The sequence below is a fragment of the Paenibacillus oryzisoli genome, from assembly GCF_050467285.1.
Taxonomy (GTDB): domain Bacteria; phylum Bacillota; class Bacilli; order Paenibacillales; family NBRC-103111; genus Paenibacillus_E; species Paenibacillus_E oryzisoli_A.
The window spans coordinates 36,925-54,079 of sequence record NZ_JBCMUN010000020.1 but is presented as its reverse complement, the minus strand read 5'-3'; the positions used below and the strand labels follow the sequence as shown (position 1 = coordinate 54,079).

Genomic DNA, 17,155 nt, shown 5'->3' with positions numbered 1-17,155 from the left:
GCTGGGGCTGCGCAGGCTTTTTCTATGGGTTTAAAGGGGATGGGGAGCCAATGCCTGCAAAAAAAGCAAAAAAGCAGGAATTTTACTCTTTCCCTTCGTGATGTGATCATATTCCTGCGAATCTGCAGGCATTTTTGGCGAGAACCGCCTTTTATGGCGAGCTTGGCTAAAAAAACTGCTTTATCGCAGGCATTTTAGAAAAAACACCTCTTTTGTAGAACGTTCCTGCCTTTTCGCAGGAATCCGTCTGCCGCCGCTCTACGCCCCGATAAGTAGCTAAGTAGTAACCTTTTTCACAGGAATTTCAGCAAGAAAGCATCCCTAGACGCCAACTGCCTTCACGTTCTGCCCGCGGCAACACTCCCTATCTCCGCGCGTCACCTGTCGGATACACGGTCACAAGCTCGCCGCGCTGGAACCTTTGCCCGCCGGCCGGCAAATAGATAAGGCAGTCCGCATCTTTGATCGACACCATGATGCTGGACTTATCAATGCCTGCCGGCTGAACCCGGACGACGCCGTCAACGACGGTCCTTGTACCCCGGACGTAGCGCGGGTAAGCCGACGGCTTGTTATAATCGACGTCCAGCAGCGCCGTCTGACTCGGCGCGGAAGGCTCGCAGCCTCCGAGCATCCAGTCGATCACCGGCTTCGCAAAAAGCTCGAAGCCGACGAACGAAGCCCCTGGATTGCCGGAGAGCGCAAGCAGCAGCTTGCCATTCCAGAGCGCCGCGCTCGTCGGTGTGCCCGGCCGCATCGCGACTTTATTAAACAGGAGCTCTCCGTCAAAGCGCCCGAACACACTCACCAGCACGTCGTAATCACCGACGGACACGCCGCCCGAGGTCACGACCAGATCGACGGCAGGCAGGATCTCCTTGAGCGCCGCTTCGACCTCTGCGGGATCGTCTGACAGCGCCGGCCTCACCATGGCTGTGCCGCCGGCCGCTTCCACCTGCGCAGCCAGCATGTAGCTGTTGCTGTTGCGGATTTTTCCCGGCTCCAGGGCCGCGTCGATACCGAGCAGCTCCGCACCTGTGGAGAAAATCGCCACCACCGGCTTGCGGTACACCGGCACCTCGGCGCAGCCGAATGTCGCCAGGATGGCCGCTTCGCCGGGGCCGATCCGCGCGCCGCAAGCAAGCAACTGTTCCCCGGTGGCGACCTCGCCGGCAACCGGCGTGATGTTGCTACCGGCTTCGACGTTTTTCTTCACCCGCACGAGCGTCGCGGCCTCAGCCTCCACGCCGTCGGTCATCTCGAGCATGACCACGGCATCCGCGCCGTCCGGCACAGGCGCGCCGGTCATGATGCGCGCGCACGTGCCGGGCTGAATCGTGAGCTGAGGCATCGTGCCGCTCGGGATGTGCTCCACGACGCGAAGCTGCGCCGGAGCCTCCGGCGTGGCACCCGCAATGTCCGCTGCGCGCACGGCAAATCCGTCCACGCCGGATCTGCGAAAATGCGGTACCGCATGGTCCGCATACACATCTACGGCCAGCCGCCGCCCGATGGCGGCCGCAAGGCCGATGCGCTCCACGCCAAGCGGTGCCGCGTGCTTAGCCAAGAGCAGTCGCGCATCCTCGACGCTAACGATTTTTCGTCCGAATTTGAGCTTCAATTCGCCACTCACTGCTCCCGCTCTCCTTTCAACATTACCCGCCGATCTGCGACATTCGGCGAAGCGTCGGCGTATGCGACTGCGCTTCATTTAATAGTACCTGCGCCATTTCGTGGTTTTGCGGCTTGATGTCCAGCGCCCGAAAGAACAGGTTCTCGACCGCTTCATCATCGCCGATATATTTACGGACGTTGAATTCGTCCGACCAGTACAGACACGGCTTGATGTTGCCGTCGGCCGTCAGGCGCAGCCGGTTGCAAGTCTCGCAAAAATGATCGCTGATCGGATGAATCAGGCCGAACGCGCCTTTCGCTCCCGCGATGCGGAAGTTCTGGGCGGGACCGTTGCCGTACACAGCTTCGGACGCTTCCGCTTCCCACCCATTCGCCTTGCACACGTCAAGGACGGCGGTCAGCGGGAGATACCGATTTTTCCAATTCTCGTCCGCGTGCCCAATCGGCATGTATTCAATAAATCGTACCTGAATCGGCCGATCGATCGTCATTTGCAAAAAGTCCGCAATTTCGTCATCGTTGATGCCCTTCATCAGCACCACGTTGAGCTTAATCGGCGTAATCCCCACGCGATAAGCCTCTTCAATTGAAGCAAGTACGCGGGTAATATCGCCGCCGCGGGTGATCAGCGCAAAACGGTCCGCCCGCAGCGAGTCCAAACTTATATTAACGCGGGTTAGCCCTGCGGCACGCAGCTTCTCGGCGCGCGACGCAAAGTAAATCCCGTTCGTTGTCAATGCGATATCTTCAATGCCCGGAATCGCCGACAGCATGGCGACGAGCTGTTCCAGATTTTTACGAACGAGCGGTTCCCCGCCGGTCAGCCGCAGCTTGCGAACCCCCAAGCCGGCCAATACACGCACGACATCCGTAATTTCCTCGAACGTTAACAGCTTCTCATCCGGTTCAAACTCCATGCCTTCCTCCGGCATGCAGTACACACAACGCAAATTACAACGATCCGTCACAGAAATTCGCAGGTAATCATGCATTCGGCCAAAACGATCCATCAACAGCTGTTTCGACATGGCGTCCACCTTCTTTCTGTGTTCATTATGGCATATTTTCTGACATTTTCAAAGAAAAACCCTCTGATTCCCAGTCTATTCTTCTATCCATCTAGTAAATCGCGGTAGATTACCTGACATTTCAATCCAATCTTCCGGCGTATTCACATTCACCGCAAACCCGGTTGAGATTCCTTTTTCTTCAAAAAAAAGCTCGTCCACCCGCCGACAATAAAGCGCATCCAGCAGACCCATCACCCGGTAGCGCTCCTGCCGGAGAAGGTTTTCCGCAGGACCGTTCACGCTCCGGGCATAAATGCCGTGCAGCGGATGTGTACGCCCCGCAATGACGGGAATGACCGCATCCGCGTTCTCGGCCATGCCGTACCGCGCCATCGCTTCCGCCGCTTCCGCCGAAATCCAGGGCATATCGCAGCCCACGATCCACATGAACGGCGATGCTGCCGCGCAGCTGGCGGCGTGGATGCCGCTGAGCGGGCCTTTTTGCCGGTAGCGGTCTTCGATGCAGCTCACGCCCGGATACGGTTTGAGCACGGGCGCCATGCGCTCCGGCGTATTGGTAACAACGAGCAGTTGCTCACAGATGCGCGACATTTCCTTGATCTGCCTGCCGATCAGCGGTTCGTCACCGCAAGGCAGTAAATATTTGGGGTTCCCGCCCATGCGGCTGTTCAGCCCTCCAGCCAAAATGACACCCGTGAGCTTCACGCTTCCAGCTCCGCGACCCGTTTACGGAACGACGCCTTCCAGCTCTCGGACAGCACCTCAAGATCCGCAAGCTTGCGGGCGGCTTCCAGGTTCTTTTTATCGTGATACTTCGTATGGTTGGCGTATCCGAGTGTGATGCCGTGTTCGTCCCGACGAACCAGCTTGATCGTGGAGGCCTGTGCAATCTTCCCTTCCTGCAGCACGCGAAAATAGTACCCGGTATAGCCTGTCTCCTGTACATAGAGCGCCGCTTGAGGCCAGTCCATGCGTTTAGCAAGCTTATGGCAAGGCTGCCTCGGCTGCGAAACCTGCACCAGCGCGTCTCCGATCGCGTAGATGTCCCCGATGCATACGTCCTGCTCCAACATGCCGCGAACGGTCAAGTTTTCGCCGAACGTCACCGGTTCGATCCTCTGCCCCCGCTTCTCCTCCCAATAAGCGTAATGCTCCTCCGGGTACACGCACAACGCTTTGTCGGCGCCCCCGTGCACGGTCAAGTCCGCTTGCCCGTCACCTTCCAAGCCAAGCTTGGTTACATGCAAAAGAGAGCTGACCGGCTTTTTCACAATCCCGGTAACCAGCTCTTCTCCACGGTACTTCATGACTTGCGGCAGACCTATGTTTAACGATACGATTTGCAATTTGCGTCCCTCATTTCCGAGCGAGATGGTTAGTTTCTACTATACCAAAATCCGCTCAAAAATAAAGCATAGACGCCTCCGTTACATATTGGACTTGCCCACCCAAGCGTCGTTATCGTAACCCCGCACTTCCCAGTAGCCCATGTGCTCTTTGTCGATCAGCTCGATCGCTTGCAGCCATTTGACGGATTTGTAGGCGTACATTTTGGGGACGATGAGTCGAACCGGGCCTCCGAGTTGGTTCGGAATCGGCTTGCCGTCCAGCAGCATGGCGACGAGAATATCGTCCATTCCCGCCTGATCCAGCGAAAGCGCATCGGTATACACCTTGTCGCCGGAGTAAAATTTGACGAACTTCGCACTCGGCTTCACGCCTGCGGCAGCCAGCAGCTGCTTCAGCGGGATGCCCTCCCACGTGCAGTTGTAGATGGACCAGCCCGTCACACAGTGAAAATCACTCACCTGCACGGTGCGCTTCAGCGCCAGAAACTGCTCCCACGTCCACGTGGCGGGACGCTCCACCAGCCCGGAAATGGCGAATTGCCACGTATCCGAGGAAAATACTGGGATTTCCGTTACGGTGTAGATGCGGAAATTTCCCTGCGCTCCGCCGCCGACCACCGCGGCGGAGTCGGGCAAAGGCGACGGCGGCGGCAGCATCTTGTTGCCGTCGCTCGCGAGGTACTCGGCGGTCTGCGACCCGCCGGTGTCGAACGCGCCTTTTACCCACCGGTAAAAGGCGGGGCCGACCGCGATCACGAGCAGCGCTCCTGCGACAAGTCGCAGGAAGGAGCCGCGTGTGATCGGCGATTGTTTCAGCGCCGCGATGAGCGCCTGCGCGGCGGTGCGTTCGGCCGCCTCGTCGGCGGCGGCCGGTGTTGGTACTGCCGCTGCTGACGCGGCAGCGGCGGGTTCCGCGGCCGGCGCGGGCTGCGCGGCCGGCGGGCGGTTGGCGGCGGCTGCGCGCTCTAGCCGCGCCTGGCGCTTCAGCCATCGGCTGCGCGAGATGGCGTGGTACACGGCATATGGCACGCCTACCCAGGTGAGCAGGTCGTGCACGAGCAGCGCCGTGTTGTTCAGCCCCGGCGGCATGTGGCGGAACTGCCACAGGATGATGCCGGAAGCCGCCCATCCTGCGAGCAGCGCCAGGACGAACACCAGGTTCGCGCGTTGACCGCGCCGCGCGCGAATTTGCCGCCAATGCTTGCGCAGCATCGGCGCGTACAGCAGCATCAGCAGGATGGATGCGAGGCCAATGTAAATATGCAGCTGCTTGAGCGTTACCCGAAAGCCGCCCAAGTCTCCGCGAATTGCGCCAATGCTCAGCACAATGCCCGTCACCGTCAGCGCCACCAAAATCCAGGCGTTCCAGCTATGAATCGCATTTAAACGCTTTCCAAACGATTGCTTCAGCCAGCTCCGTTTGCCGTCCATGTTGTACCTCCTCGATTTGAGCCACATTTTATGCTCCCATCATAACCCATAAATATTAAAAAAGGCTTACATTTTTGCCCTTCAGACGCCAAACCTCTCCTGCACTTTCGTGTGGAGAGGCTTGGGGCGAATCCTATTTTAAAAGATACATGTCAATAAACGATTTCGTCACATACGTCGTGCTGTCAATGAGGACAGGCGCATACATCACCATTTCCGTCATGCCGCCGATCTGAAGCGTTTTACTGTCAATTTGAAGCATGATCCCCTTGCTATCCATCATCGACTTGTCTTGCATCATGCCCTTGTCGTCCATCATCGACTTGTCCTGCATCATACCCTTGTCGTCCATCATCGACTTGTCCTGCATCATGCCCTTATCGTCCATCATCGATTTGTCCTGCATCATGCCCTTATCGTCCATCATCATCTTACTCAGCGTAATCGAACGGGTTTCCCCCATCCACGATACTTGGTAGCCCAGGCTTTCTGCAACTTGCCGCAGCGGCACCAGCTCCATGCCATCCTTCATCATCGTGGACACGCTCGTGTAGTCGTAGCTTTTCGTGCTCATCATTTCATCCGCATTCGCCAGCGCAGGCAAAGCGAGCGTACAAGCTACAACGCCTGTCATCAACATCGTTTTCCAATTTTTCATCGTATCCAGCCTCCTGAATTTGTAGTCGTTCGTTCTTCCTCTACAAAATTAAGGGACAAAGATTACCGATGACTAACGGGTTCCTTACAAAAGGCTTACAAAAGCCTATCAGAACTATGCAGCGTGCCCGTATAATCCGTACCGAAGTGGTCAAAAACTAGATGCCTGCTGGCCCCCAAAAGGTCATGAACTGCATTCTGTACATGTAAATGTGATCCGAACAGCTAAATGACTGACTTACCTGCATAATGTACATGTAAATCTCCCAATTTACTTAGAAACAAGGCGATAATCCGTCCTCTCCCCAAAAATAGATGTATGTTTTACAGGTACTCATGTCATTTTTGCGATATTCTGCAAATCAGATGTAGTTTTTACAGGAAGCCGACTGCGGAGCACGCGTGAGAGTCTCCAGCCATAAGTGACGTAGGTATCCAAGAGCTTTGACAAGCTCTGCAGCACCTTTCCTCCGTCGCCTGAACCCACCGCGCCGCCACAAAAGCCCTCCCCCACCGCAAACAGCGGCAGGAGAAGGCTTCCCGTGCATTATTCCGTTCTATAAACAGGCAGCGTGAACCAAAAGCAGCTCCCAGTACGCGGCCGACTCAGAACGCTCTGAACCCTATCAGCGCTCTGATCTCCCTGTTCCCATTGACCGTTCTGTCCGCCTCGTTCCTCCTGACCGCTATGACCGCTCTGTCCGCTCTGTCCGCTCTGTCCGCTCTGCCCGCCTCGTTCCTCCTGAGCACTCCGACCACCCAGTTCCCCCTGAACGTTCTGTCCGCTCAGAACACCGATCGCCCCGCCGTGAAGCTCGACGATCGATTTCGCGATCGCAAGTCCGAGCCCTGCACCGCCTCCAGCGCGCGTCCGGGCCGGATCGACGCGATAGAAGCGTTCAAATACTCTCGCGACATCCTCCGCCGGAATGCCCGGCCCTTGATCCTGAATCGCCAGCTTCACGAAGCCGTCGTCCGCAAGCTCCGCCTGTATGCTTATCGTGCCTCCGAGAGGGGAGTGTCGTATGGCATTGCTCAAAATGTTGCCCAGCACCCGATTGATTTCCTGCGGCATAATAGCCACAGGAGGCAGCCGATCCGGCACGTCAACCTCAACATGCAGCTGCTTCTCCTCCACTTTCAGCGCCAAGCCTTGCAGGCTGTCAATCAGCAGAACATCCACGTAATAAGGCACGGGATCGTACATTGTTCCGCCCGCTTCGAGCTGCGAGAGCTTGAACAGCTCCTGGATCAACGCATCCAGACGTCCGGTTTCCAGCTTGATCGTTTGCAAATATCGCTCAAACGTCGGACGGTCCTGAATGACCTCGTCCTGAAGCGCCTCAACATAGGACTGAATCGACGCCATCGGTGTGCGCAAATCGTGAGAGACGTTCGCAATCAACTCCCTGCGCGAAGCCTCAGCCGACCTCAACTGCTGAAAGCTAGCCTTCAGCTTCCCCGACATCACGTTAAATTGCCGGGCAAGCCCTTGAAATTCCACAGGGCCGATCTCCGGGGCCTTGCCCTCAAACTGCCCTTCCGCCAACTGCTCCGTTTCCCGTGTAATGGCGCGAATCGCTTTTTCAAGCGGCCTCGTCATGATGTAATGAAGCACCATGGACACGCCTGCAGCCCCTAACGTCACGGTCGTCAGAATCAACACGTCCCGCCAGTTCAGGATCATCGTTCGATAGCAGATAAACAGGGTGAGCAGAATCATGCCTGTACTGACTCCGCTCGCAACCAGCAAATACCCCCGCAGCTTCATGACGATTCCCTGCCTTCGAATTTGTAACCGATGCCCCAGACCGTTTTAATGTATCGGGGCTGCGAAGGAACGGGCTCGATCTTCTCCCGCAGCCGGCGAATATGTACCGTCACGGTCGTCGTGTCACCGTAGTAGTCGATGTCCCAGATCCGATTAAGCAACTGATTCCGCGAAAAAACCTGCTCCGGATGCGACGCAAACAGATGCAGCAGCTCGAACTCCTTCACCGTGAGCTCAATCTCTTTGCCTTCCGTGCGCACCGTTCTCGAGAGCGCATTCAGCTCCAGACCTGGAAACCTCAGCACATGACCCGGCACTGCCTGATTGCTGTCCTCCGGCTGGCTGCGGAACTGCCGCCGCAAAATCGCCTTTGCCCGGAGCACCAACTCGCGAGGCGAAAAGGGCTTCGTCAAGTAATCGTCCGCGCCCATCGTGAGGCCCATCAGACGATCCATTTCATCTCCAAGCGCCGTCAGCATAATGATCGGCACGTCCTCCTCGCTGCGAATCTCCTCGCAGACCTGCCAGCCCGTTTTGCCCGGCATCATCAGATCCAGCACAATCAGCTGCGGCTTATGAAGCCGCCATTGCCGAAGCGCTTCCTCACCGCTCGCCGCCGTGATGACCCGATAGCCTTCACGGGTAAAATACACGCTGCACACATCGGTAATGTTCGTTTCATCGTCCACGACAAGCACAAGCATGCTCATTCGTCTCAGCCCCCTTGTCCGCTCCCGTTTATCCTCCCCCGATTATACCGTATTCTAGTAGGAAAAGGATTACAAAAGCCTTACAAATCCCCGGCTGTGACCTTATACAGAAAGCCCCTCTGCAAGCTGCAGAAGGGTGGCTTCTCCGTACATGATTCCGTGCTATAAATGAACCTCGCGGAGATAAAGTTGTTGAACGTCTTCGCTTTGCAGTGGGACACTGTAAATTCGTACATGCCGGATCGCGCCTTGAAAAAGGTCTTTGCCCTCACTGTCACCAAAGGCATCTGTACCGAATCGACCTCCGTAGCCGCCGGGGCAGTCATGCCCGTGAACGAGCGTAACGGCTGAAGTGATGCTGCCCGCCGTTTTTCCGTCGACAAACAATTGAAGCCCCCCTTCGGCAAAGTTGACCGCCACATGGTGCCACTTCCCTGCCGCTAAGCCCGGATGCTCTCCTTGCAAGCTGCATTGCTTTCCTTTGCCGCAGACAATAGCTTCCACGACACCGTCCTGCAGCCGCAGCGCAAGCCCGTTCTCCGCGTCCCCTTCATCGTACAGCACCTGCCTGCCCTCCAAGCGCTCGGGCCTGATCCACATGGCTATCGTGCGCAGTCCAAAAGCATCGTGCAAAAAGCCCGCTGTCTCCTCGGCCGCTACGCGTACCGGCGCATAGGTTGTCGTCCGGTAATGCGCGAGGAGCGCATACCGTTCCAACAGCCGCTCCAGCTCCGCTTCGCCAACCGGGAAAAAGGCGGCATGCCTTGCCCGGTAAGGCGTCCGCAGCTTGACCTCCTCCAGCTCGGACGACCAGTGAACCATATCGGACGATTCCATGACACCGAACTTGCCGTACGCCCAGTAATCGTAAAGGAGCAGCCATTTCTGCCGGCTTTCAATCCAGAGGTATTCCGGCCCTTCCGTAAAATCGGGCGTTTGAATGCCCGGTATCCTCTCATACGGCCCTTCAACCCGCTCCGCAACGCCCATAAAATTCATCGGTGGATGCGGGTACTTCTCCGGCTCATAGACATAGCTCTCATCTTTGATCGCCATGTAAAACTTGCCGTCATGCTCCGCCAGACTCGCATCGATCGTTTGAAATCCGGGATCGTAGAACAACTGTGTCGCTGAAAAAGTCTCCCAATCCTTCGTTCTCGTACAATAATGCTTGCTATTGCTAAGATCCTTGCCTGTGCTGGATGCCCAGTATAGCAGAAACTCATCCTGAACCTCATCATAGGAGAACTCCGGCGCCCACGCGTTGACCGTATTCGGAATATCGGCCATCACAGGCAGCACTTTTTCTTCTTCCCAGTGAATCAGATCTGCCGAAGAGGCGTAGCCGATGACCGGCCCCATCGGCCTGATCGTAAACACGAGATGCCACCGGCCGTCAGGTCCTTTTCCGATAAAAGGATCCCGAAGAATACCGTCGCCCAGCGACGAAGCCCACACCGGCCGATTGCCGTTCAGCTCGTACCAACGCAGTCCATCCCGGCTGTACGCGTAGTGTAGCTCCTCCACTTTATGGGTCTGCCCTGGTCCAGAGCGAAAATACCCCATAAGATAGGCTTGCTCTTTATTTTTGCTTGATGCCAGCATGATGCATCCACTCCTTCTCTTTTTGGTTTGGGGCGCACAACGAGCGGGACACCTCTTCGCCAGAGGTGTCCCGACAGCATGCCGTTAGTTTTTACGCAGCGTATTGGAATGATGATAGCTGGAGCCGCTGCTGTTTTGCGCCGTTATTTGATAGTAATAGGTTGTGCCGGACGTCAAACCGGTGTCTGTAAACGTTGTGCCGGTAATGCCACTCTGTACGGCGGTGAAATTCGTGTGCGGCTGTGTGCTTCGAAGCACGGTATAGCTGTCGGCGTTATCCCGATAAATGCGAGCCCAGTTATAGTTTGCCTGCACGTTGAGCGTATAGAAGCCGAATTTACCGCTGGTAAAGGTGCTGTCCGTTACACTGAGAATCGGCCCCAACTGATTGACGGACGCGGTCAGCTTGTTGCCCTCGACACGGAAGTACATGAGCAGCTTCGTCAAATCCAGCACTGTCGCTTTGGTATCTGTCAGTACCTGCGCGCGGGTTTTGCTGGCCAGAACCGTTTCTGTGCCGTTTTGCACTTTTACGATTTTAAACTTGTCTTCGTTGATGTTGTACACGAACTTGTAGTAGTTGTTGTCGTCCACATAGCGGGCGACCAGTCCATACGCATACGCAGTTTTTCCGGAAGCCGATGCAACCTGCTCCACCATTGCCTCGCCTTCGTAATCACCGGTCGCGCTGTTGCTGAAGAACGTGAGGCCGGTACTCGTGAGCGGCGATTGATAGAAGTTCGCCCCTCTGCCGCTGTTCGTTACAATCGGCCATGTTCCCTTCGTCGCTGTCCAATTGTTGGCGACACCATCTTCAAAATATTCGTGATACGTCTCTGCGCGGGTCGGCGTCCAGCTCAAGGAGATCGACGTCGCCGTCTGGCTCGTCACCGCCGCATCGTGCGGCGCAAGCGGAAGGAACCCGGCTGCCGCTGCCGTCATTTCCGCCGACGCTGCGCTCTCGCCTCGGCCGTTGTACGCAAATGCCGCAAAATAGTACGTCGTCCCCGGCGTTAACCCCGTAACCAGCTGCCCGAGGTTATTGCCCACATCGATCGTCGAGGTGTAGCTGCCTGGCGCTGTGCCGTATTTGACCTTGTAGCCGGTCGCCCCGGGCACACTCTGCCATTCCACGGCGATATTGCCGGCCGTTTCGGCATAAGCGCGTCTCGCCATCGGCGCTGCCGGAACCGCCAGACTCGCTGTCGTTTCATTGGAAACCGCGCTCTCGCCGGAAGCGTTGTAGGCGGTGACAGTGAAGTAGTACGTACTGCCGTTCGTGAGCCCAGTCACGTTCTTCGTAAGCGTATTGCCGACATCTACCGTTGTCGTGTACGTCCCCGGACTAGTTCCGTATTTTACCTTGTAGCCGGTCGCGTTCAGTGCAGACTGCCATTTGAGTGTAACCGCCTGATTGTTGATCTCCGTGGTCATAAGCTGTGGCGGTCGCGGTGCTTCCGGCGTGCTCGTGCGCGTCCATTCGACTCGCATGACGCTGTACGGCGGCACGACAACCGGATTGGATGTGGAAGCCGTTTGCACACTGATCGCTGTTGGCGCAGACGAGCTGTTCGTCGTCAGCGGATCCGATGCGGACGTATACGTTTTGGTCATGGCTGCCGCTACCTGGCTGCCGTTCAGCTTAATCGTGACATCATGCGCATTCGCCGATTTATTCGTGATCACGACATAGTTTTTGCCATTATCCCCTTTGAACGCCTGAGCGAAAAGCGCCGGCATCGTGCCGCCGGTGCGGCTCACCGTATCGCTGCCGGTTACGGTCGTGCCCCACGCCACTGTACCTTGATTGACAGCTCCGTCCAAAACTTTCAAGGAAGCGGACGGGGTACTGTAGTAGCTATTGAAATTCAAGCCCGCCGTATTGACTTCGGCTCCGTCCTGAAAGGCATCCTCAAGCAGCATGCCATAGTCCGTACCAGGCGTGTAGACGCCATTGGTAAGCCGGTAACCGGCCAAATACGATATATTCGGATTCGTCACCAGTCGAAGAATGGATTCACTCACATAGATGCCGCCATACTGCGTGTTATCCAAAAGTCCACCAAGCGTAATGCCATGCTCCCCGATAAACACCTGGGGATTCGTTAAATTCGCTGCGTACGTGCCGGTGATGAGCGAATTCCAGGTGCTGAGATTTTCATTCGCGTCCGACATGGCGGCTGACAAGTTCGCACCGTTGCCCCGGAATCGATGAGTCGTAATGGCATCCCAGTATGGATTGCTGTAGTTGTAAACTTCCTGATCGTAATTTTGAACCTGCAAATTGCTCATCGAAATCACGGTTTTGGCGCCCGGATAAGCGCTTTTGATCACATCGTTAAACGGTTTGACCCGGTCGAGGTAATCTGTCGCATTCGTGAACGCCGCCTGCTGATTACCGCTTTCTGCGGTATAGAACGAAATCTCGTTGCCCAGCTCAAAATAAATGACCGGCACATGATTGTCATACAAATATTTGGCCAAATCGCGCGCCTGCTCCGGGTTATACTGCAGCACGTTCACCATGATCACAGCCTTGGCCCCCGTTTGCTGCAGAAAATCCACATAATCGGAGATCCGTTCATCCCCCTTGGCAATCTGATACCGCTTCGCATAAAGCTGATTATAGTACCTACGGTCTTCCTTCTGCGCTTGCCCCGTAAACTCGGTGTCCGTCAGCCCCAGCTTCCACGAAAAGCTGTTCGTCGGCGTTCCGCCCGGCCAGCGGACGAAGCCGATGTGTCCATAGTTTTTAGCCGCATTGACAAAGTCAGGGTCGTTCATGGAAATCGCCGTTCGTTCCGGCTCATTGTTCATGCCTCGAAAATCGGGGTTATACGTCGTCACCTTGCTGGAGTCAATATCGATGGTTGCCGCTGTATTCGCTGCGTGAGTTGCCGTTGGATAAGACCAAGAAATCGAAAGCATTGCCGCAAGTGCCAGAACAGCACGTTTGAGCCCTTGTTTCCTCATTATTTCAGTCTCCTTTATGATCGAATCGGCCTAGGACGTGTCTGAAAACCCGCTCAGGGGCATCTTTCACCACCTTTTCGCCCCCTACTGCGTCACTTTCGCTTGACGTACCCCCGGTACGCCTTCACAAAAGTTCCTTGCATGGAACGAAAATTCGGCAAAATCTGCGGCCCTCGGAGCATTCAGACACGCCCTAGCATCAGCTGCTTGAGGGGGAAAGACAGGCGTATCTTCAAACAAATACGCCTGTCTCTTACAGATTTACTTCCGTTGCTGATAGATGTCGTTCACCTCTTTCGTCAGTTGTTCGCCGCCTGCTTTCAGCCACTCGCTGACGGCTTTATCGATTTCTTCCATCCCTGCATCGTTCGCAATGACACGGGCAATGGAGGACATCCATTTTGTATTCATTTGCGTCAAATTGATTTTTTTATAAATATCGGTCTCAGCCGCCAAGCCAAGCCCATAGTTCGGATAGTCGAATTTATCGTTGTTATCCAGCCACTGCGTAACCTGCTTCACGTAAGTTTGATCGTTGTATTTATGAAGTTGAATCGCTTTATCCGCCCGGCGGAAGAAGTTGATGGAAAGCAGATTGCCGGTTTCCTTCGTTTCGAGCTTCTCGAACGTACCGTCATCTTTTTTCTTGTAGTCGACGCCTTCAACACCTTCTTTAAGCAGATCGTAGCCTTCATCGGAGAGCATGTAATCGAGCAATTTGAGAATGCGCTGCTGCTTCTTCGGATCGATGTTCTTGTTAATCACGACCTTCGTCTGGCCCATGCCATCGGTTTGCGTCGCACGAATGCCCGTTGGACCTGCCGGTGGCAGCAATTGTTCCAGCTGTGCTTGCGGCGCATTCTTCTTAATATTCGGCAAATCCAGACGCAGCGCCTCGTTCGGATTGATCAGTTGAATGCCGACCTGCCCGTTCCACAGCTTGTTTCTGGCATCTGCGGATTTCATGACAAGGAAGTTCTTGTCCAGGACGCCCTCTGCATACGCTTTGCGCAGGAAGCCGATGAATCCTTTGAGTTCCTCCGTCTGCGCTTGCATGGCTACGAGCTTGCCGTCCTTTTGCAGCCCCCATTCGTTGCCGAGACCGAACGCCCCCATTAAGGAAGCCGCATTGCCGAACGTACCGTTCGGATTAATCAGGATCGAAAAGCCCGTCGTATCCGCCTTGCCGTTGCCGTCAGGATCCTGCGTCACGAACGCTTTGGCGACGTTATAGAAGTCGTCGATCGTTTCAGGCATTTTGAGATTCAGCTTATCTAGCCAGTCCTTCCGGATGAACATCGAGAACAGATGCGGAATGCCGTAATACGGAAGACCGTAATAATTGTTCTTGCCGTTCAGTTCTTTCAAGCCCGCTTCCGGAAGCTCCTTACTCAGGTTCGGATACGAAGAGAGGAACGGCTTCACATCCATGAACACGCCTTTATCGCGCCATTGCATGTAATCCTGCGTTGCGATGCGATATACGTCCGGCAAGCTGTTCGATGCTGCCAAGACGCTGATTTTATCGTTGTAGCTGGCGCCCGGAATCCACTGGAGATCGAGCTTGATGTTCAACTTCTCATTCAGCTTCTTAATGAGCGGAGAATCGTTCGATGGGCCAATTTCGGCATATTGCGGCACCATTAACGAAATATTCATCAGTTCTTTGCCATCGTCAATCCCCGCCGGATTGGCTGTAGCAGCTGCGGTTGATGAAGCGCCTGTTGCGCTTGGCGTTGACGTTTCTTCCTTGGAGCAAGCGGCCAGGCTGCCCGCAGACAATACAACGGCCAGGCTAATTGCAAGTGTTCTTTTCATGCCAGTTCCCCCTTGTTTTATTTATGAGATAAGTGAATCGTCATGCGCGCCACGGAGCCCGCAGGCAGTTCGATAACCAATTTCCCGTCGCTGGCAAAAGTCAGCTGCGTTTCGGTCATCCCATAGCCAGTCTGCCCATACCAATCCTCGTGTCTCGCTAGCGGATCGGCCGCCGATTGCAGCAGCACCGTCGCAGATGCTCCGCCTGACGATCCAGCATGTATGTCAAGGCGATGCGCCTCGCGCAGATCACGGTTAACAGCAAACACCACAATCTCATCCCCACGGTCTGAGATAACGGCTGCCGCATCGACATGCGGGATCGACGCCATAGATCTGATCCGCACCCAGGTTTGCGGCATGTCGAAGCCGGTCCCTTCCGTCTGCAGCGGAAGATGATGCCATTTCGAGCCTTCCCGCAAGAACGGCTCGGCGTAAAAGCGGGACGTCTCGTTGCCCGGATTGACCGGTCTCATATCGACCGGATATGCCCGGTAGTACAGCGTATTGTCGCGCTGGTACGCATATTTGACAGCGTCCCCCTGACGGATGAACGCATTCAGCATCGAAGCGACGTAGCACGCATGCGCCATCGTCTCGTACTCCGCCTTCGGCCAGTTCGCGTCCGTCTCCGGCTCCAAATTCCACTCCCCGACTTCCAGCGGAAGGGTAGCAAAGCCTTGTTCGCTTGCAAGCGCCTTCAACTCCTGTAAGAGCACTTCATACTGCGTGGGGTATGTCACCAACACTTGATTATAAAAGATCGGATCGGCTTCATTCTTCTCCAGCCACGCGTGCCGCAAGCCCTCGTCCCGAATGCCTCGCGTGTACTGGTGAATATCAAGCCCGTCAATGTACGCCGGGCCGGCGTGCGCCAGCACCCGCTGATTCCAGATCGGCGGCTCTCCCGGAATTTCCGAATAATCGACATACATTGGATCCTCGCCGGCCATGACAATTGTGATGGACGGATCGACTTTTTTCATTAGCGTGTAGTACGTTTGAATCCGCTTGGCAAAATCAATTGAATTCGTATAGCCAAACTGATAGTCGCCGTAGCTTTCATTGCCAACTTGCCACAGCTTCACACCCCACGGCTCCGGATACCCGTGTTCCGCCCGCAGTCGGCCCATCGGCGTCGTGACGTCGCCATTCACGTATTCCACCCACTCCGCCGCCAGCTCCGGAGGCAGATCGTAGCTGAATCCGACGTTCAGGAACGGCTCTACGCCCACTAACTGGCAAAAACGCAGAAACTCATTCGTACCGAAATAGTTCGGCTCCAGCCCGCCCCAGTTCTGATTGTCCTTCACAGGTCGCGTCAGCCAAGGACCGATGCCGTCCTTCCAATTATACTCGTTGGCGTAATTGCCGCCCCAGCGGATGGACGTTACATGATACTGCTTCAACAGCTCAATCGTTGTCGGATTGAATAACCCCTCCACACGATCGGCGGACATAAGCATCACCCAGTCCAGATCCACCTCGCAGGCGCCCTCGCCTTCTGCCACGAGACTTAGCTTGTATTCGCCAAAAGGCGACGCCTTGTAGCGAGCCGTGCTGGCCCGCTCCAGCGTCAGGTCCAGCTCATAGCACGTCCACTCGCCTGTCAGCGTGACGGTGCCTTCACTCAGCTTCGCACCCGACGGCTCTTCGATCGTCACATGCAGAATGGTCTTCGCGCCCGTGCTGCGGGCATACACTTGCAGCTGATAGGCGAGCGTCCGCTCATCCGCCAGCGTAATTCGCTGGGCGACGCCGACCGAACCTGCTCCCGCTGCCAGCGCCATCCGCTGGTACGTTTTCCAGCCGGCTTTGCCATGAACGCCATCTTGCAATTGCTTGTAGGCCCCTTCACTTGCGCCCACAGGCTCCCAAGGATACGCCAAGCCCGGGATGACCGGCGCATCTCTGTACATAATTTCCGTCCGCATCATCCACGGGAGGTTTGTGCCGTCTTTTTTTCTTTTGGAGAACCAGTGTTCAAACGACCCGTTGGCGATGCAATCGTCGATAATGCCAGGATACGTGTCCTTGCCGTTCATTTCAAAAAACTTCCCAAAAATCCGCTTATCCACGTGCCAAGCGCTTGCCGCTTCAGCATGCGGATTCAGCTCTATACGCAGTCCCATGTGATCCCCTTTCTTGTTGCCTGGTTTGTTGATATGTCTAGTA

General features: G+C 55.7%; 12 protein-coding genes. All 12 read right to left on the bottom strand.

Features of this window, described 5'->3' with window-relative positions; all coding sequences use genetic code 11:
* Nucleotides 1-364: 364 nt before the first annotated feature.
* The gene (locus ABE504_RS27890; protein ID WP_430095163.1) at nt 365-1,633 is read right to left on the bottom strand and encodes a molybdopterin molybdotransferase MoeA; all 1,269 of its coding nucleotides are present in this window, start codon (nt 1,631-1,633) and stop codon (nt 365-367) included.
* A 22-nt stretch (nt 1,634-1,655) separates the two neighbouring features.
* Entirely contained in the window at nt 1,656-2,663 is a 1,008-nt protein-coding gene (moaA, locus tag ABE504_RS27885; protein WP_430095161.1) for a GTP 3',8-cyclase MoaA, read from the bottom strand.
* Between the two features lie 75 nt (nt 2,664-2,738).
* Complete coding sequence (mobA, locus tag ABE504_RS27880) at nt 2,739-3,371, bottom strand: molybdenum cofactor guanylyltransferase (RefSeq protein WP_430095159.1); 633 nt, start codon at nt 3,369-3,371, stop codon at nt 2,739-2,741.
* Nucleotides 3,368-3,973 carry an MOSC domain-containing protein gene (locus ABE504_RS27875; protein WP_430095455.1) on the bottom strand — a complete coding sequence of 202 codons (606 nt, stop codon included), beginning with the start codon at nt 3,971-3,973 and terminating at the stop codon, nt 3,368-3,370. Before ABE504_RS27875 ends, mobA begins: the two co-directional genes overlap by 4 nt.
* 120 nt (nt 3,974-4,093) lie before the next feature.
* A complete protein-coding gene (locus ABE504_RS27870) occupies nt 4,094-5,446 on the bottom strand; it encodes a molybdopterin-dependent oxidoreductase (protein ID WP_430095157.1) in 1,353 nt (450 codons plus the stop codon).
* A gap of 133 nt (nt 5,447-5,579) precedes the next feature.
* Nucleotides 5,580-6,104 carry a stalk domain-containing protein gene (locus tag ABE504_RS27865; RefSeq protein WP_430095155.1) on the bottom strand — a complete coding sequence of 175 codons (525 nt, stop codon included), beginning with the start codon at nt 6,102-6,104 and terminating at the stop codon, nt 5,580-5,582.
* Nucleotides 6,105-6,650: 546 nt separating this feature from the next.
* Nucleotides 6,651-7,874: a sensor histidine kinase gene (locus ABE504_RS27860; protein ID WP_430095153.1), complete on the bottom strand. Its 1,224-nt coding sequence runs from the start codon at nt 7,872-7,874 to the stop codon at nt 6,651-6,653.
* Complete coding sequence (locus ABE504_RS27855) at nt 7,871-8,584, bottom strand: response regulator transcription factor (RefSeq protein WP_430095151.1); 714 nt, start codon at nt 8,582-8,584, stop codon at nt 7,871-7,873. Before ABE504_RS27855 ends, ABE504_RS27860 begins: the two co-directional genes overlap by 4 nt.
* Nucleotides 8,585-8,746: 162 nt before the next feature.
* On the bottom strand, nt 8,747-10,189 hold the full coding sequence (locus ABE504_RS27850; protein WP_430095149.1) for a LamG-like jellyroll fold domain-containing protein: 1,443 nt from the start codon (nt 10,187-10,189) through the stop codon (nt 8,747-8,749).
* 84 nt (nt 10,190-10,273) lie between these two features.
* A complete protein-coding gene (locus ABE504_RS27845; protein WP_430095147.1) occupies nt 10,274-13,162 on the bottom strand; it encodes a fibronectin type III domain-containing protein in 2,889 nt (962 codons plus the stop codon).
* Nucleotides 13,163-13,423: 261 nt separating this feature from the next.
* The gene (locus ABE504_RS27840; protein WP_430095145.1) at nt 13,424-14,980 is read right to left on the bottom strand and encodes an extracellular solute-binding protein; all 1,557 of its coding nucleotides are present in this window, start codon (nt 14,978-14,980) and stop codon (nt 13,424-13,426) included.
* A 17-nt stretch (nt 14,981-14,997) separates the two neighbouring features.
* Complete coding sequence (locus tag ABE504_RS27835; protein ID WP_430095143.1) at nt 14,998-17,112, bottom strand: hypothetical protein; 2,115 nt, start codon at nt 17,110-17,112, stop codon at nt 14,998-15,000.
* Nucleotides 17,113-17,155: the final 43 nt, after the last annotated feature.